This is a genomic window from bacterium (assembly GCA_018812485.1).
In the GTDB taxonomy this organism is placed as follows: domain Bacteria; phylum JAHJDO01; class JAHJDO01; order JAHJDO01; family JAHJDO01; genus JAHJDO01.
In genome coordinates this window covers 1-18,634 of sequence record JAHJDO010000108.1, presented here as the reverse complement: position 1 = coordinate 18,634, position 18,634 = coordinate 1, and the positions used below count along the sequence as shown (strand labels likewise).

Annotated in this window: 18 protein-coding genes; 1 reads left to right on the top strand and 17 read right to left on the bottom strand. The window is 37.5% G+C overall.

Annotation, left to right across the window (positions count from 1 at the left end; translation table 11 throughout):
* Positions 1 to 79: 79 nt before the first annotated feature.
* From murJ to tgt, 17 genes are all read right to left on the bottom strand, one after another.
* Positions 80 to 1,657: a murein biosynthesis integral membrane protein MurJ gene (gene murJ / locus KKC91_08830; GenBank protein MBU0478657.1), complete on the bottom strand. Its 1,578-nt coding sequence runs from the start codon at positions 1,655 to 1,657 to the stop codon at positions 80 to 82.
* The gene (locus KKC91_08825; GenBank protein ID MBU0478656.1) at positions 1,648 to 2,346 is read right to left on the bottom strand and encodes an NTP transferase domain-containing protein; all 699 of its coding nucleotides are present in this window, start codon (positions 2,344 to 2,346) and stop codon (positions 1,648 to 1,650) included. Before KKC91_08825 ends, murJ begins: the two co-directional genes overlap by 10 nt.
* A gap of 8 nt (positions 2,347 to 2,354) precedes the next feature.
* Positions 2,355 to 3,122: a glycosyltransferase family 2 protein gene (locus tag KKC91_08820; GenBank protein MBU0478655.1), complete on the bottom strand. Its 768-nt coding sequence runs from the start codon at positions 3,120 to 3,122 to the stop codon at positions 2,355 to 2,357.
* 6 nt (positions 3,123 to 3,128) lie between these two features.
* Positions 3,129 to 4,061 (bottom strand): SDR family oxidoreductase, encoded by a 933-nt coding sequence (locus tag KKC91_08815; GenBank protein ID MBU0478654.1) that lies wholly within the window; start codon positions 4,059 to 4,061, stop codon positions 3,129 to 3,131.
* Complete coding sequence (locus KKC91_08810; GenBank protein ID MBU0478653.1) at positions 4,058 to 4,996, bottom strand: SDR family oxidoreductase; 939 nt, start codon at positions 4,994 to 4,996, stop codon at positions 4,058 to 4,060. The genes KKC91_08815 and KKC91_08810 overlap by 4 nt, the downstream gene beginning before the upstream one ends.
* 8 nt (positions 4,997 to 5,004) lie before the next feature.
* Positions 5,005 to 6,312, bottom strand: coding sequence for a nucleotide sugar dehydrogenase (locus tag KKC91_08805; GenBank protein MBU0478652.1), 1,308 nt, complete (start codon positions 6,310 to 6,312; stop codon positions 5,005 to 5,007).
* Positions 6,313 to 6,319: 7 nt separating this feature from the next.
* A complete protein-coding gene (locus KKC91_08800; GenBank protein ID MBU0478651.1) occupies positions 6,320 to 7,609 on the bottom strand; it encodes a UDP-glucose/GDP-mannose dehydrogenase family protein in 1,290 nt (429 codons plus the stop codon).
* A gap of 50 nt (positions 7,610 to 7,659) precedes the next feature.
* Positions 7,660 to 8,280: a signal peptidase I gene (lepB, locus tag KKC91_08795; protein MBU0478650.1), complete on the bottom strand. Its 621-nt coding sequence runs from the start codon at positions 8,278 to 8,280 to the stop codon at positions 7,660 to 7,662.
* Positions 8,281 to 8,343: 63 nt separating this feature from the next.
* Positions 8,344 to 10,134, bottom strand: coding sequence for a translation elongation factor 4 (gene lepA / locus KKC91_08790; GenBank protein MBU0478649.1), 1,791 nt, complete (start codon positions 10,132 to 10,134; stop codon positions 8,344 to 8,346).
* Positions 10,115 to 10,942, bottom strand: coding sequence for a DUF3108 domain-containing protein (locus KKC91_08785; GenBank protein MBU0478648.1), 828 nt, complete (start codon positions 10,940 to 10,942; stop codon positions 10,115 to 10,117). The genes lepA and KKC91_08785 overlap by 20 nt, the downstream gene beginning before the upstream one ends.
* Complete coding sequence (locus tag KKC91_08780) at positions 10,926 to 11,219, bottom strand: zinc ribbon domain-containing protein (GenBank protein MBU0478647.1); 294 nt, start codon at positions 11,217 to 11,219, stop codon at positions 10,926 to 10,928. The genes KKC91_08785 and KKC91_08780 overlap by 17 nt, the downstream gene beginning before the upstream one ends.
* 68 nt (positions 11,220 to 11,287) lie before the next feature.
* Positions 11,288 to 11,743, bottom strand: coding sequence for a PTS sugar transporter subunit IIA (locus tag KKC91_08775; protein MBU0478646.1), 456 nt, complete (start codon positions 11,741 to 11,743; stop codon positions 11,288 to 11,290).
* A 31-nt stretch (positions 11,744 to 11,774) separates the two neighbouring features.
* Positions 11,775 to 12,233: a PTS sugar transporter subunit IIA gene (locus KKC91_08770; GenBank protein ID MBU0478645.1), complete on the bottom strand. Its 459-nt coding sequence runs from the start codon at positions 12,231 to 12,233 to the stop codon at positions 11,775 to 11,777.
* Positions 12,234 to 12,266: 33 nt separating this feature from the next.
* Positions 12,267 to 12,977, bottom strand: a complete 711-nt coding sequence (locus KKC91_08765) for a PTS sugar transporter subunit IIA (protein MBU0478644.1) — start codon at positions 12,975 to 12,977, stop codon at positions 12,267 to 12,269.
* A 152-nt stretch (positions 12,978 to 13,129) separates the two neighbouring features.
* Positions 13,130 to 15,676, bottom strand: coding sequence for a protein translocase subunit SecD (secD, locus tag KKC91_08760; protein ID MBU0478643.1), 2,547 nt, complete (start codon positions 15,674 to 15,676; stop codon positions 13,130 to 13,132).
* Complete coding sequence (gene yajC / locus KKC91_08755; GenBank protein ID MBU0478642.1) at positions 15,676 to 15,990, bottom strand: preprotein translocase subunit YajC; 315 nt, start codon at positions 15,988 to 15,990, stop codon at positions 15,676 to 15,678. Before yajC ends, secD begins: the two co-directional genes overlap by 1 nt.
* A 95-nt stretch (positions 15,991 to 16,085) precedes the next feature.
* A complete protein-coding gene (gene tgt, locus KKC91_08750; protein MBU0478641.1) occupies positions 16,086 to 17,207 on the bottom strand; it encodes a tRNA guanosine(34) transglycosylase Tgt in 1,122 nt (373 codons plus the stop codon).
* Positions 17,208 to 17,584: 377 nt separating this feature from the next.
* Between tgt and dnaA the strand changes: the two genes are divergently transcribed.
* Positions 17,585 to 18,634 (top strand): chromosomal replication initiator protein DnaA (gene dnaA / locus KKC91_08745; protein ID MBU0478640.1); only part of this gene is annotated, 1,050 nt, incomplete at its 3' end.

Here is an 18,634-nt window from a genome sequence, read left to right as displayed (position 1 = left end):
TATTTGTCAGACAAAAAAATTAAAAGTGTACTATTTTTAGCAAATCTTTTTGTCACTTTTTTTGGAGAGTCGTTAAGTTTTATCTTTTCCCAAGGTTTTTTATTACTCCCCACACATGTCTTAATTCTTTGAGTTTTGAGAGGTAGGATATGATAAGGAAACTAATAGTTCCAGCAAAAGCAGGGATAAAAAACTGAATAAGACGTACTGTAAGTAAATTTCCTTCTATGGATATTACGCATCTCAGTGTAAGCCAGCAGGTTATTGCCATTACTGCTGATCCGGGCAACAAACGGGACAACGTATCCCTTATACCATGCCAATTTATTTTAGCTATTTTTTTATCAAATAGAATGAAGAGAATCACCATATTGGCTGTAGCAGAAATGGAAGTTGCCAGAGCCAGTCCTCCTAGCTTTAATGGCCACATCAGCACTAAATTAAGTATAACATTCATAATCATGCTTAAGCATGCTATTTTTAGAGGAGTTTTTGTATCTTTAACTGAATAGAATGCACGTGTAATGATCTGATTAGCTGAATATGCAACAAGTCCAAAGCTATAACATAAGAGTCCAAAACTTGTTGCTTTTATAGAATAGAATTGGAATTTCCCCCATCCAAATAATAACTGAATGATTTGAAATCTCAGGACTATGAATAATACGCTCAAGGGGATAGTGATTGAAATAATCATTTTTATGGAAAAGGTAAAGGTTTCTTTTAGTTTATCAATATTATTTTCCGAAGCAAAACTGCTCATAGCAGGTAAAATAACAGTGCCTAGGGCTATGGCAAATACAGCCTGAGGAAATTGTATCAAGCGGTTAGCGTAATAGAGTGCAGATACAGCTCCTTCGCCTACTATATGAGAGAACGAGGCTAGAAATGTATCAACAAGAATGTTTATATGATACACCCCTGAGCCCAATATGACAGGAATCAGGAGCGTTCCTATCGTCTTGGCTGCTGGATGATTAAATCTGGGTTTTAGTTCTCTAAAAAATCCCCTGCCTCGCTTTATCAAGCTGGATAATTGAATCCCAAGTTGCCCTATTCCTCCAATCAGGACTGCAATTGCCAGGCCTACTACTGGTTCCTTCATCCTGCGGCAGAAAAATATAAGAGCTGTAATCATGCATATATTCAGGATACTGGGAGCAAGTGCGGGAATAAAAAAGATTCTAAAGGAATTCAGGATGCTTGTCACGAGAATGGCTATTCCTATGAATAAGATATATGGGAACATTATTCTCAGGAGTTTTGTTGCAAGCTCTATTTTCCCTGGAGTTTGGATGAACCCATGAGCCGCTATCTTCATGATAAGAGGTGAAAAGACAATGCCAATAGCGGTAATAAAAAGTAATATACAAAAGAATATCATTCCTATAGATACAGCCATATTCCATGCTTCTTTTTCACCTTTTTTCTTAAGATAATCTCCCATCACAGGAATAAAAGAGGCATTAAATGCATTTTCTCCAAGGAGACGTCTCAGTGTATTTGGAATTCTGAAAGCAACAAAAAAGACATCTGCAAACATTGATGTGCCAAAAAGCGAGGCTAATAAGATATCTCTAATATAGCCAAAAACTCTGCTGATAATTGTTGCAAGTCCAACCTTGCCTGCAGATCTTGTGAGAGAAGTTAGCTCCATACAGCCCAGGGGGCAGCAGCGGATTTCCATGCCTGATTAAGTTCAAGATTATCCTTATATGTATCCATACACTCCCAAAAACCATGATGCTTATAAGCAGCTAATTCTTTGTCTTTGGATAATTGATAGAAAGGCTTTCTTTCGAGAATATCATCTTTTTCCAAATATTCAAATATACGCCTGTTAAACACAAAAAAACCTCCATTTACCCAGTGAGTAAGAACAGGTTTTTCATGGAAATCCTTAACCGTATTATCAGGTTCTATATCCATAATACCAAACTGTGAACGTGGTTTTACTGCCGTAAGAGTTGCTATTTTTTTGTTTTTATTATGGAACTGAATCAGTCTATTTATATTGACATCTGCTACACCGTCACCGTATGTTGCAAGAAAATTATCCTCCTCGATATATTTCTCTATTCTCTTAATCCTTCCTCCTGTATTAGTGCTCAGCCCGGTGTCTACAAATGTGATATTCCAGCCTCTTGTATGAGAAAAATACTCCTCTATCTTCTGTTTTTTATACCCAAGGCATAAAACAAAGCGATTAAATCCATAAAAAGAATAAATCTTCATTATATGCCATAGAATCGGCCTTTGCCCTATCTTTATTAAGGGCTTTGGAAGAAATCTTGTATGATGCCCCATTCTTGTGCCTCTGCCCCCGCACAAAATTACAACCTGCATTGCTTTTTTCATATCTTGCGCTTTCCCGAAAGCCTTTTAATATAGTAACGCCTCAGATACATCCTATAAAATACTGCTAATGTGTCCCAGTACGTACTTAAAATATCTATAACCCTTATCCTTCCTATTCTTTGCTCTCTGCCAAAGTTGATCTCAATAGGTGCATCTGATATCTTGTACCCAATGTGATGCGCAACCATTAGAAGCTCTACATCAAAGGCAAACCGCTTAACAAGTATTACGTGAAAAAGGGAATCTAATACCTTTCTCTTAAATACTTTCAAGCCTGTCTGAGTGTCCCTAATCTGAGAGGCAAACAGTATCCTGACAAGCAAATTATAAACATAGCTTATTATTTTCCTTCTTTTGGGATAATTAAGAACAGATGCCGAATGTCTTTTTGAACCTATTACAATATCTGAGTCCTCTCTTTTCATAATATCAAAAAGCCCCTTTATCTGCTCAGGATGTAGGTCAAGATCCGCATCTAGAAATACAATGTAGTCTCCCTGCGCAAATCTAAAGCCGCGTTTTATTGCACGGCCTTTACCTCTGTTTATTATGTTTCTTTTAACAATAACATTTGCATGCCCATTTTGGGCTTTTACTGCCTCTTTATAAGTATTATCCAAACTCCCATCATCAACCACTATGATTTCATAATTGCAAGTGAATTGATCAAAGACCCTAATAGTCTCCTCTATATTATGAAGAATATGCCTTTCTTCATTATATGCTGGCATAATAACAGTGACTTTCCCTTTTAAATCCTTCATAAGAATTTAAACCTTTGCCCTGAAATACTTAATTGTGTTCTCAAGCCCCTGTTGAATGTCAACAACAGACTCCCAATTAAGCTCTCTTTTTGCCTTGGAAATGTCAGGCCTGCGCACTTTTGGATCATCAACAGGCAGAGGATTAAAGATAATCTTGCTTTTACTTCCTGTGATTTGAATTATTTGTTTTGCAAAATCTAAAATCGTCATCTCGGTCGGATTTCCTATGTTTACAGGAGTGCTCGCATCTGAAAGGAGTAATCTATATATTCCTTCCACGAGATCAGAGATATAACAAAAACTGCGTGTTTGAGTCCCCTTTCCAAAAACCGTAAGTGCCTTATTTCTCAAAGCCTGGTTTATAAATGCCGGGACCACTCTCCCATCATTTATTCGCATTCGAGGTCCATATGTATTAAAAATTCTTACAATTCTCGTTCGAATCTTATGAAAGCGCTGATAAGCCATAGTCATGGACTCTGCGAATCTCTTTGCCTCATCATAAACCCCGCGAGGCCCAATAGGGTTTACATTCCCCCAATAGGTTTCTGGTTGTGGATTGACTAGAGGATCTCCATACACTTCAGACGTGGAAGCAAGTAAAAATACAGCTTTTTTCTCTTTAGCAAGACCAAGCGCCTTATGCGTTCCCAGAGAACCTACTTTTAAGGTTTGAATAGGCAGCTCAAGATAGTCAATTGGACTTGCTGGGGAAGCAAAATGCAGAATATAATCAAGCCTGCCTTTAATATTAATATAATTAGTAACATCGTGTTTTATGAATGCAAAATTCTTATTCTGCAGTATATGAGCAATGTTATCTTCGCTTCCTGTTATTAAGTTATCCATACAGATTACACGATAGTCTTTAGCTAATAAAAAGTCGCAAAGATGAGATCCTATAAAGCCTGCACCACCTGTAATTAGGACTGTTTTCATAATTTATTGTCTTTATGCCATGCTATGGTCTTTTTTATGCCCTGTTCAAAACTAGTTTTTGGGCTATACCCCAGCATGTCCATGGCTTTTGATATATCTGCCAAAGAATGCTTTATGTCCCCTTGTCTTGGCTCAAGATAATCAGGTTTTACTTCACTTGAAAGTAGATTTTTAAGCAGCTTAACTAAATCATTAAGAGATGTTTGTCTGCCGCAGGCAATATTCAACACCTGACCAGATGTGTTTTTTGCTTCAGCAGCCAGCATATTTGCAGAAACAACATTGTCTATGTACGTGAAATCTCTGGACTGTTCTCCATTTCCATAGATTTGAGGAGCAGTCTTCTTCAAAAAACAAGTTATAAACTTAGGAATAACAGCGGCATACTGACTGTTTGGATCCTGTCTGGGGCCAAAAACATTAAAATATCTCAAACATACGGTGTTAAGACCATAAACAGAATAAAAAACACGGCAGTAGTATTCGCCGGTTAGTTTGCTTACAGCATAAGGGGATAGTGGGTTAGATTTCATGTCTTCTTTTTTAGGTAAAGAGGGTGAGTCTCCATATGCAGAAGAAGAACTGGCATAGATAAATCTCTTTATCTTGTTTTTCTTTGCAGTAAAAAGCAGGTTTAATGTGCCATCTATATTGACCTGATTTGCTGTTATTGGATCCTCAATGGACCTTGCTACGGAAGGAAGCGCTGCTTCATGAAAGCAAAAATCAACACCCTTCATAGCTTTGTCTAAAAGATTTGTATCTCTTATGTCGTTTTCTATAAACTCTATATTATTTATTAAGTGCGCAAGATTATCGATATTCCCGGTAGAAAGGTTATCTATTACCCTAACTTTTTTGCCATGACTTACAAGCGACTCTACAATATGAGAGCCTATAAAGCCTGCACCACCTGTTACCAGATATATACTCATTCTAATTTTTACAGTTTAAATACTTTCTCAAAAGACCCCTTTAAGCTACCTGTTGCATTTCTTGTATCTAACACAGCAGACGAATTTTCAACAATAAATTTATAATCATAAATACTATGATTTGTAATAATAACTGTGCAATTGGATTTTTCCAGCAATGATTTGCTGAGCTTCTTTGAGCGCATTAATGTATCACCTGCATTTATTTCTGAAACATAAGGATCGTTAAACCATACATGCGCACCCTTTTTTAATAGCATGCTTATGATTTCTATTGCTGGTGATTCTCTCCAGTCCCCCACATCCTTTTTATAAGCAACACCAAGTATAAATACCGTCGAACCGTTAATGCTTTTTTTATGACTATTCAAGATGTCTCTTATCTTTCCGATTACATATGCAGGCATTGTCCTATTAATCTCACCGGCAAGCTCTATAAATTTTGCCTCATACCCATGGAGCCTGGATTTCCAGGTAAGATAGAATGGATCAAGAGGTATACAATGTCCGCCTATGCCGGGCCCTGGATAGAATGGCATAAATCCAAATGGTTTCGTTGCAGCAGCTCCTATAACCTCCCACACATCTATATCCAGATAACCACACATTATTGCCAGTTCATTCACAAGTGCTATATTTACACTGCGGAACGTGTTCTCCAAGAGTTTTACCATTTCTGCCACACGCGAAGAAGAGACTGCAATAACATGTCCATTAATCTGGCTGTATAAGGCTTTTGCGGTTCGGGTAGATATGTCATTAATCCCGCCTATTACCTTTGGGATATTGGCAGTATTGTATCTTTTGTTTCCGGGATCTACTCTTTCCGGCGAAAATGCAAGGTAGAAGTCTTCTCCTGCCTTTAATCCGCTTTTCTCCAGTATCGGCTGTATAACTTCATCTGTTGTCCCCGGATACGTAGTGCTTTCCAACACAACCAGCTGTTCTTCTTTAAGATATTTTGCTATTTTTTTAGATGCGTCAATTATATAGGAAATATCTGGTTCCTTTGTTTTTCTCAATGGTGTCGGAACACACATTATAATAGCGTCTTGCTTGCCAAGAACTCTGTAATCCGTAGTTGCCCGAAAAGATTTATCCTTCACACACGATTTAATGTCTGAAGATTTCACATCTCCAATATACGAAACTCCTTTGTTAACACTCTCCACTCTCTTTTTATCAACATCTATGCCTGTTACGCAGAACCCCTTTTTTGCAAATTCCATACACAAAGGAAGCCCTACATATCCTAAACCAATTACTGCAATTTGGGCTTTTTTATTCTTTATTTTGTGAATTAACGAGTTTGACATTGTTTGTTCACCTTCCAATGCTCTTATAAACAAAACCAAGCTTTTCCATTTTCTCCGGGTCATATATATTACGGCCATCAATAATTACAGGCTGATTAAGCAAGGTTTTTATCTTCCCAAGATTTAGCTTACTAAACTCAGGCCAGTCTGTAATAATAACAAGCGCGTCGCTACCTTCTGCCACACAATAAGGGTCTTTGCAATATTGCACGTTTTTTAGGATCTCCTTTGCCCTAGGTCCAGCCGCAGGATCGTACGCTTTAATCTTCGCGCCGTCTTGCTGGAGTTTGTTTATAATGTATATTGAGGGCGCTTCTCTCATGTCGTCAGTGTTTGGCTTAAAAGAAAGACCCAATATCCCTATGGTTTTGTTATTCATAACCCACATTTCCTGCTTTATTTTTCTAACCAAATCTTCTCTTTGCATTCTGTTAACACTTTCAACAGACTTGAGCATTTCAAAGTCATACCCTGCCTCTTCAGCTATCTTGATGAATGCAGAAACATCCTTTGGAAAACAGGATCCTCCATATCCTATGCCGGCGCGTAAGAAACTCTTCCCTATCCTTTTATCAAGCCCCATACCCTCTGCAACCTTTTCCACATCCGCTCCTACTCGCTCGCATATATTAGCAACTGAATTAATATAAGAAATCTTGAGCGCAAGATATGAATTCGATGCGTGTTTAATAATCTCTGCGCTTTTTATGTCCGTAACAACCATTGACGCATTAAGCGGCTGGTATAATTTTGCCATTATTTTCCTTGCTTTTTCGCTCTCAACCCCAATTACAATCCTGTCAGGATGCATAAAATCTGATATTGCAGAACCTTCTCTTAAAAATTCTGGATTAGAAACAACATCAAAATCAACACCATGTATATTATTTAACTTCACTGTTCGTCTAACCCATTCTCCAGTATGTACAGGCACTGTGCTTTTTTCAACAATTACTCTATACCCATCCATTGCCTTTGCCACACTGCGAGCCACAGATTCAACATAGCATAGATCCGCCTCTCCATTCTTTTTTGAAGGGGTTCCAACTGCAATAAAGATTATCTCAGAATTCCCTACCCCTTCGGAAATCTCTGCGGTAAAGGAAATTCTTCTTTTGCTCAAATTCCTTTCAACCATTTCCTCTAATCCGGGCTCATAGATAGGGATAATGCCCCTCTTTAATTTTTCTATTTTCTCCTTATCAATATCCACGCAGATTACATTATTGCCGATATCTGCCAGGCATACACCTGTTACAAGCCCCACATAACCCGTTCCTATCACACATATGCGCATTATTTTCTCCTGATGTATTCTACATTAAGCCCTTATATATTACAATAAAGTTACCTTGTTATACGCATTCTTGTTAATGGCCAGTATACAAAGAATGCCTTACCTAACAGATTCTTCTTTGGAACAAATCCCCAGAAGCGCGAATCTTTGCTGTTTCTTGTATTGTCTCCCATAACAAAATATACATTATCAGGTATCTTAATAAGCCCTTCTCCATACATCCCCTCATTGTAATAATACCGTTCTGCTATTGTTTGGGGAGCTTTCAGTTCCTCTCCATTTATAAAAACACCCCCATCTTTTATCTGTATTGTTTCTCCAGGAAGACCTACCAATCTTTTTATGAAATCCTTTTTGGGATTAACAGGATACACAAATACAATAATATCCCCTCTTCTGGGTTTTTTGAAATAGTATATAAACTTGTTTACCATAAGATGATTCCCTATATTCAGGGTAGGGATCATTGACCCTGTTGGTATTCTAAAAGTCTGCACAATAAACGTAACAATTATTAATGCAAGAATAGATGCCGATCTTGCAGAATCCGCATATTCAAAAATAAATTTGAGTATCTTGCTACATTTAGAGGATACTTTGTCTCTTTTAATAAAGTACTTTAATACAGCACTTGCTACAATCAATCCTATAGCAAGATAAAAGATATGCATCGGCACTCTTTTGATCAATATGTTCATAAATACTCCTATGTTAAAATCCATAATTTAAAATTCCTAAACCCTGGTCATAGCCACAAATGCCTCTTGCGGGATAGAAACGCTTCCTATCTGTTTCATTCTCTTCTTGCCCTTCTTCTGCTTCTCTAAAAGTTTATTTTTCCTTGTAACATCTCCACCATATAGTTTTGCAATAACATCCTTTCTCAAAGCGGAAATAGTTTCTCTTGCAATAACTTTACTTCCTATTGCCGCCTGGATAGCAATGCTTATAAGCTGCTTTGGTATTGTCTGTTTCAACCTGCCTGTTAGCTCCCTCCCTCTATAATAAGCCTTATCTCTATGCACCATAGAAGACATTGCAGCTACCGCTTCTCCGTTTATCAATATGTCAAGCTTGACTATATCTGCCTCTCTATAACCAATATATTCATAATCCATTGAACCATATCCCTTGGTTATAGATTTTAGCCGATCGTAAAAATCTGTTATCATTTCCATAAGAGGCATCTCATAAACCAGCATTGCTGCTTTTTTATTTATATAATCAATGCTCTTATATATGCTTCTTTTATTCTGGCAAAGCTCCATAACGCCTCCGACGTATTCTTTTGGCACAATAAGCATTGCCTTTACATACGGTTCTTCTATAGTTTCTATGCGCGCCGGATCAGGAAGCTCGGATGGGTTATGCATCTCAACAATTTGCCCGTTAGTCTTCTTTATCTGATACCTGACATTCGGTATGGTGATGATGAGGTTGAGATTGTATTCCCTTTCAAGTCTTTCCTGAACAATATCCATATGCAGCAATCCCAAAAATCCGCACCTGAATCCATATCCTAAAGAAGGCAGGCTCTCAGGCTGGTAACTAAAAGACGCATCATTAAGTGATAATTTCCCAAGCGCATCTCTCAAAGCATCAACATCTGCAGAATTTACCGGGTAAAGACCGCAGAATACAAATGGCTTTGCTTTTTTGTATCCGGGCAGAGTAGATTTAGCAGGATAAGCCTCGCCTGTGATCGTATCTCCTATTGTTGCATCAGATATGTTTTTCATATTAGCCATTACATACCCTACTTCGCCTGCAGAAAGCTTGTCTGCGCGAATCATATCCGGCTTAAATACACCTATCTCATCAACCTCATATACTCTATTTGTCCCCATCATTTTGATTTTCATTGAAGCATAAACTTCCCCATTAACAACGCGGACATATGTAATCACCCCTCTGTACGTATCAAAATTAGAATCGAAAATTAAGCATTGAAGAGGAGCGTCTGCCTGACCCTCCGGATATGGGATTCTATCTATTACTGCTGATAAAATCTCCTCTGTGCCTATCCCTTCTTTTGCGCTTGCTAATATGATATCTTTATTATCCAGCCCGATATTATTAAGCTGTGTCTTTACCCCTTCTATATCTGCATTCTTCTGGTCTATTTTATTTATTACAGGAATTACTGTCAAACCTGCATCCAATGCTAGATAAAGATTTGCCATTGTCTGCGCTTGAATACCCTGCGCAGCGTCTACTAGGAGAATTGCTCCCTCACAGGCTTTCATGCTTCTTGATACTTCGTAGCTAAAATCCACATGACCCGGAGTATCTATAAGATTTAATATATAAGACTTGTTGTCCTTATGTTCATAATTTATTCTTACTGCTCTGGCTTTTATTGTTATGCCGCGTTCCCTTTCCAGATCCATATCGTCCAGAACCTGTTCCCGAAACAATCTATCATCTATTGTGTTTGTATATTGAAGAATTCTGTCTGCTAATGTAGACTTTCCGTGGTCTATATGAGCAATAATACAAAAATTTCTAATGTTCTTTATTATCATCAAAATCCTCAAATCTACTCAAAGTAATCTTTGCCGATCCAATTGGCAGCTCAAGCTGTAATTGGACAGGTATTTGCCTGTCCCCCTCTAAAAACCAGATTATAAAGTTACCCTCTTTGCCACCCATAGTGGGAAACTTTGCACTGCAACTGACTCTTATTGTATCAACTCTGCCGAGTAATTTACTATCTATTTTCTCTTTATCAAGCAATAGTTTAACTGCTCTGATTTCATGTTTTGCATACAACTTTATGCTATCTGTTTTATGTTCTTTGACAAAATAACCTTTTGCCAGAATACCCAATATATCCGAGACAGGTTCTAAGCCAGGCACCTGCAAATCTAATTTTTCTCTTTTGCCAAGTTTATAATCATATTTATCTATGATTATAGGGTCTGTTTGGCTTAAAGGGAAATCTACTACTTCATAGTAATTTTTCTCTCTAATGCCCCCAAATCCTCTAATCCTCTGATTAATTGTTTTCAACAGCCTTAGAGAACTGAAATCTGTCTTTCTAATAAACGATTCCATTCTATTATGCATCATATAGAACTTCTTTATAATTGGATTTTTTTCATCCAAGGAATCTATCTGAAAGACAATGCGAAAAGAAGGAACTTCTCTGTATATCCCCTTTTCTATCAAGATCTCAGCTTCTGCGATTTTTATCAGCTTACAGAACGAGAGATGGTAGTTGATATTGTAATGAAACCCAGCAACCTTATTCTCTCTCTTAAATTCTTCTGAAAAACCCGCACAAGACAAAAAAAACAGGCAGAATAAAACTAACTTAATTTTTCCCTTCATCTTTCTTCTTTTTGGATTTGGATTCAGGGGTGGATTTTTTATCCTCTTTTTTCTCTGCTTTACCTGTTTCTTCCTTTGCTTTTTTATTATAATCACTGCTTCTGTAGTCAGTCGCATAAAAACCAGAGCCCTTGAAGATTATGCCCGTGCCTTTTCCTATCAATCTTCTGAGGATTCCTCCACATTGTGGACATTTTTCCATACGTTTTTCTGTCATTGACTGAAATAGCTCAAAACTGTGTCCACAATCCTTGCATTCATATTCATATGTCGGCATACTCTTTTGTTCCCGATTTTTCGTTGTAGTTTACAAAACTAGTTCTTATAAATCAATTACATACTAAACTAGTCCTCAATTTCTCTTATAGCATTCAATATCTCAGTCTTATTCTCCGCGTATAAAAGCCGTTGTCGGAAAGCTTCTTTTTTTAGTAATCTTATCAGATGCGCTAAAACCTGCAAGTATTTGTTGATATCCTTCTTTGGGGTTCCCATTAAAAAAATCAGTTTTGCAGGTTTGTTATCCGGCGCGTTAAAATTAACTCCATTGATAGATCTTCCAAACGCAATAATAATATTATTTACAGCATCTGTTCTGGCATGCGGGATAGCTATCTCATTTCCTATTGCAGTAGGACACAATTTCTCTCGGGCAAAAACATCCTCTAAGAACATATCAAAAGCTGCGACTTCTTCAGCGTCTTTTAATAATTCAGCCAGCTCTTTTATTGCACTTTCCTTTGTGGTATTTTTCAAATCCAGACAAATCATTTTTTCTGAGACATAGTCCGATATTTTCATGTTTAAGATCTTCTTTTTTTCCATAATTTACCTAGAATTCAACCTTTCTAAATTTCTCTATAACCTCTTTTGAACTGGACGCGTTAAGAAGCGAATCCCTAAAAGATTTTTCCTGTGAGAGCTTGGTCAAACGGGCCAATATTTTTAAATGCCTGTCTAAATTTTTCTTTTTTGGCGTGCCAATCAAAAAGATAAGTTTGACCGGTTTGCCGTCTAAAGAGTTGAATTCCACTCCCTCAGGCAATCTTGCAAAAACTATTACAAAATCCTTGACGGCATCAGTTCTAGCATGAGGGATAGCCACCCCTTTACCAATTCCGGTTGTCTTTAGCTCTTCCCGTGCAAAAATATCTTTAAGAAAGAGATCAAAGTCAATCATTTCCATCGCCTTTTTTAAAGGTGCAGATATTTTTTTGAGTGTTTCTTTTTTGTTACGCGCCTTCAGATCAAAAATCATCCTATCATCTCTAAGATAATCTCTAATTTTCATTCTAAACTCTCCTCATGTAATATATTTTAGTTTTCAAGTTTCTTCTGTTGGACATATATTTATTTTTTCGAACTCCAACAATATTTTTATTACTTCACTTTCGTCACCTGCCCGCATAAATTTTTGAACAACATTTGTAGTATGAGATAATTTAGAAATTTTTCTTAAGAGTCTCAAATGTGTAATTGTGTTGGTGGCACATGGCATAAAAAATAAATGTACTTTTTTATTATCGGGAGCAAAAAAATCCGCACCTTTTTTTGAACGTGCCATTATTATATTTGGTTTTTTAAATAAGTTGGCTGTAGGGTTGCGTGGATGCGGGATAGCAATACCATCTCCTACCGCAGTGCTTAGCATATTCTCTCTTTCTCTTAATTGATGAAACAGTTCTTTAGTGTAGAGAGTTAAACCGGCCTTATTCGCAATCTGCGCTAACTCATAGAGAACATCATCCCTCTTTCTAGATTTTAAGTCTAAATTTATAGAAGAAATCTTCATCAATCTAGATAATGGAATAATATCTTCTTCTATAGTTTTAATAAGGATATTTAAATTGTCACTGGAAGATTTTATTGTGCTTTTCTGTAAATGTGTATCGACTGCAGACAAATAAAAACGCCATTGATTAGCAATTTTTATTCCGGGAAGTTTTCCTGTTTGCGCCATTTTTAAAATGGTTTTTTCATTTAACTTTATATAATCTGCCAATTCCCTCGTAGTCATTATTGTATTATTTTTCAATGTTATTTTCTCTATCCTTGGATTAGATATTAACTTATTTTAACTTATTTTAACTTATAATACCATGTAAAATTATAATATTCAACTAATTTTTAAACTAGTTCACCTACTAAAAGTGTTCTTGCGAGAAGTGCAGGCTTAAAAGTAACGAATCAGCTCTTTGATTTGAATTTTTGCCACATTAGGAGAGTTGGGCTTGCTATGTAAATAGAGGAATACGTTCCCACAATTATCCCAACTATCAGAGCAAAAGCAAAATCATGAATGACCTCTCCGCCCAGATAGAATAAAGACACCACTACAAAAAGAGTGGTAACAGAAGTCAGCACTGTTCTAGATAATGTCTGATTTATACTAGCGTTGATAATCTCTTTTTCATTGCTCTTTTTCATAAAACGCACATTGTCTCTTATCCTGTCAAATACAACTATTGTATCATTGAGAGAATATCCCACAATTGTTAGTAGAGCCGCGACTATAGGCAAGGTTATCTCTTTTCCCATAATAGCGAATGCGCCCATTGTAATAAGCACATCATGCGCAAGCGCCAGTATTGCCCCGATTGCGAATCTAAGTTCAAACCTCCAGGTAACATATGCCAAAATACCTATCATAGCAAATATAATTGCCAACACTGCCTGGTTTCTCAAGTCTCTGCCAACCTGAGCGCCGACCATTTCTGTTCGTTCCTCTGTTATATCTATATCCTTAAAAGAGTTCCTTAGTAAATTAGTAATATTGTCCTTTACTTCCAGAGGCATCTTGATAATAAGATCATTTTCGCTCCCAAATTGCTGTATCACGCTTTTCCCAAGGCCTACATTTTTTAAAACCCTTCTTATTGCTCCTATCGACACACTTGGAATAAACCTGAGCTGTATAAGTTTCCCCCCCGTAAAATCTATGCCAAAATTCTCTTCTCCTTTAATAAAAAAGCCTGTCATTCCAACCAAAATTAATATTAGTGAAAGACCAAGAGCTATAAAACGCTTATTAACAAAATCCAGGTTAGGCTTATGAAAAAGCTGCAACATCTTTATACTAACAAAACTTCTTCTCCTGCAAAACAAATCAAGAATAACTCTTGTTACAACAATCGCAGTAAACATGCTTGCAAGAATACCCAGTGTTAGTGTCACAGCAAATCCTCTTATAGGTCCTGTTCCAAACTGATAAAGCACGACTGCCGCTATGAGTGTTGTCACATTCGCATCTACAATAGTCCTAAATGCTTTTTGATACCCGCTCCCAATAGATGCGCGAATGGTTTTGCCGCTTGAAAGCTCTTCCCTTATTCTCTCAAAAATAAGCACATTTGCATCTACTGCCATACCAATTGTCAGTATGATGGCTGCAATGCCCGGCAGGGTGAGTGTGGCGCTAAAAGATGCCAGCGCTGCCATTATTATAACTAGATTAAGACACAGAGCAACTCCTGCAATTAAGCCAAGGAACATGTAATAAATCATTACGAAACAGAATACAACTATCAGCCCCAGAATACCTGCCCTTATGCCTTTCCTTATAGAATCCGCTCCCAAAGAAGGTCCCACTGTTCTTTCTTCAAGAATTTCAACTTGCGCAGGCAGTGCACCAGACTTTAGAACATTTGCAAGATCCGGCGCTTCCTGAGCAGATACGCCTGTAATCTGCCCTTCTCCAATGATCCTGTCCTGTATTGTTGCAACTAGTCTCAACTTACCGTCAAGCGATGTAGCAAGTCTTTCTCCAATATGTGAGCCGGTAAGTCTTGCAAAGGCCTTTGAACCTTTCCTATTAAACTTAATTGCTACAATGGATTGATTCATCTGACCATACGTCACATAGGCATTTGTTAAAAGCTCTCCTTTCTTGCTTGATAGAGCAGATTTTGCTTCCAGGAGATATGGCTCTTTATAGATTGTGCCGTCATCTTTTGTTCTCGCAAGATATGCTAATTCATATCCATCTGGAACCTTTCCCGATAAAGCCTGTTTAACCTTGTCCTTGTCTTCACAAACGAGTTTAAATTCAAGCACAGCCTGGCGCCTTATAATTTCTTTTATTCTCTCAGGCTCTCTAATGCCAGGTAATTCTATAATTATTCTGTTTCTCCCCTTAACTGGTATTACAATAGGTTCTGCGACCCCAAATTCATCTATACGGTTGCGTATAACTACAAGCGCTCTTTCTTGGACATCTTTTGCTTCCTTTCCTGACATTCCTTTAGTGTCAACAGCAAGCACAAGATGGCTTCCTCCTTGAAGGTCCAAGCCAAGATTAATAAGCTTCTGAGGCAAAAATTGCTTTAAGAATATAGGTATATTGCCATAGAGCCTTGTACGTTTTAGGATATCATTAACTACAGATTCTTCTTTAACCGTTGGCAGTGTGAATGTAATGACATTCTCTTTCTCGTCGATCTGTGTAGATAATTTATGTATTTCCTGTTTTTCCAGGCGGGTTTTTACTATGTTTGAAGCCCTGCCAAAGGCTGTGATCGGTTCTACATTCTTGGGAAGATTTGCAAAATCAAGCTCCAGAGAAAAATAGCCACATCCATTCTTGTCTATGCCTGTCTTTATTCCCTCTTCAGGGAGCACGCCCTGCAGCCACACAGGAAGAAAGTATCCATAAATCCCTGTTGATGGCAGATTACACACTATGCCTGCAATAACAACTGCTACAACTAATGCTATCCGCCATCTAAGTGATTTCATTATGCTTGCTCAGCTTTCTCTTCTACGCGGCTTATTGCGCTTCTGGAAAACTCTATCTTTACATTATCTGCGACCTTTATTACCAGCGTTTTTTCTTTTGTCCCTACAACCATGCCATAAATGCCGCCGCTGGTAATTACCTTATCCCCTTTTTCTACCTTGGAAATCATTTCCTTGCGCTCCTTCTGCTTCTTCTGCTGAGGTCTGATCGTTAAAAAATAGAAGATCCCAAATATCAGTGCCATCATAATTAGAAAACCGAATGGATTCCCCTGTCCCTGCTGTGACGCTCCCCCTCCCCCAGCACTTCCCATTGCATAAAGTATACCTAGCATTTTAGCCTCCTCTCATTTTTAGGATTAAGTTATAAGTATTAAGGATTAAATAAATATCACATTTAGGAATAAAATTAAAGAACTAATTTTCCTGCATACTGCTTCAAAAATGCTTTCTTAAAATCCAAAAACTCGTTTTTAGATATAGCCTTTCTGGCGTCTCTGATAAGTTCCATTAGAAAATACAGGTTATGAATTGAGGTTAATCTGAGCCCTAAAATTTCCTTTGTGTTAAACAAGTGTCTAATATACGCCCTAGAGTAATTCCTGCATGTATAGCAAGCACATTCAATATCTATGGGACTATGGTTTCTTGCATGCTTTGCATTTCTCACAACCAGTTTTCCCCTTCTTGTGAACACTGTGCCATTTCTTGCATTACGTGTAGGCATCACACAATCAAACATATCAATGCCCATGCCTATGCATTCTAATAGATCCCGGGGATCTCCTACTCCCATTAAATAACGAACTCTGTGTTCAGGAATGAAACAAAGTGTATGTTGGGCAATTTCATACATTAACGATCTATCTTCTCCTACACTCAAGCCACCAATAGCATAACCCGAAAAGTTTTTCCCTACTAACTCGTTTGCGCATCTTTCCCTCAGCCCTTTATGCATCCCTCCCTGAACCACAGGAAATAAAAGCTGTCTCTCGTCAGTATGAGCCTTTTTACATCTCTCTGCCCACTTACATGTTCTTTGCATGGCAATTTCTGCATAAGCATACTCGCATGGATACTGGATGCATTCATCTAAAACCATTATTATATCTGCGCCAAGGTCATTCTGAGCGCTGATAGCCTCTTCAGGCGTTAGAAAAATTTCCTTGCCATCTATATGTGATTGAAACCTGGCTCCTTCATCAGTGATTTTCCTTAGATCCGAAAGACTAAAGATTTGGTATCCTCCACTATCTGTTAGTATGGGACCATCCCAATGCATAAATTTATGTAGTCCTCCAGCTTCTTTTATGATTTCTACACCAGGTCTCAGAGACAAATGATAGGCATTACAAAGAACTACCTCTGTGCCAATGTTGACAAGCTCCTCAGGAGATAAAGTCTTTACTGTTGCCTGCGTACCTACAGGCATAAAGATAGGAGTATTAACCTCGCCATGAGAGGTAATAAGTTTTCCAATCCTTGCTTTACTGGTTTTATCTTTGTAAATTATTTTAAACGGATTAATCATGTATATAAATATACCATAAAAATCTATCAAAGAACACAAAAGGAAGAGAAAACACTTGCCCTAAAAATATCTTTTTGATAGACTTCATCAGTCCTTTTTACCCTGTTGAGTTTATGTTGTGGATAACTTATGGATAACTTTTTTCGCGCGATTAGACATCCGTCCTATATGAAAAGCACACATATTGACGCTGGTCAAACTCTTGTTTTGTTTTTAAGCTCTGCTAACTTCTTGCTATTCAATAAGTTAAGTTATCTAAGCTGAATTATGTTTACTGATAAGGTTTTTAAGTTTTTATATTATCTAATGGCTTGCGATGGCGAAGGTTTCGCTATTTATGCGTTTGTGGATAACTTGTAGTTAATAGGGGATTAAACATGAACATGAATCCAGAACTTCTTTGGCGTGAAATGGTTGAGTATATTCAAAAAAAATCCACAGGGCAAAGTTTTGAAATATGGGTAAAAACAATAAAGCCCGTATCCTTTGCTAAAAACGAACTTGTTTTAGAGGTGCCTAGTAATTTTATTGAAAGCTGGTTAAGGGAAAAATACATGAATTTGCTCATAGAATCTGTTACAAGCGTTACAGGAGAATCTGCTTCTATTAAGTTTACTACCCCTGAGGTTAAATATACTCCAAAACAGAAACGAACCCATAGTATTAAAAGAATTATCTCTGAAGATAAATTACACGCTTCCAATATGGACAGCATACTCAATCCTAGATACACCTTTGATAGCTTTGTAGTCGGTTCCAGCAATCGTTTTGCACATGCCGCATCCCTTGCTGTGGCACAATCTCCAGCAAAAACTTACAATCCTCTATTCATCTATGGAGACGTTGGATTGGGAAAGACGCATTTGATGCAGGCAATTGGCCACTTTGTTATAAGCAAAAATCCAAAGAAAAAGGTCGCGTATATATCCAGCGAGAAATTTACAAATCAGTTTATAGACGCTATTAGAAATGGAAAGACGAATCAATTTAGAAGAAAATATAGAAACACTGAGCTCCTTCTAATAGATGATATTCATTTCATAGCTGGTAAGGAAAGTACGCAAGAGGAGTTTTTCCATACTTTTAACGATCTTCATGACGCTCATAAACAGATAGTTATATCAAGTGATAAATCACCTAAAAACATTCCGGAGCTGGAAAATCGCCTTATCTCAAGATTTGAGTGGGGATTAATTACAGACATTCAACCTCCCGACCTTGAGACCCGTATAGCTATATTGCAGAAAAAAGCTGAACGCGAGGGACTGTCCATGCCTAATGATGTTGCATACCTTATTGCTGATAATATAAAAGCAAATATAAGAGAGTTAGAAGGTGCGTTGGTTAGACTTACCGCCTTTGCCTCTCTAACCGGGGAAAAAATTGATATTAACCTTGCTAATGCTGCTTTAAAAGATATAATTAAT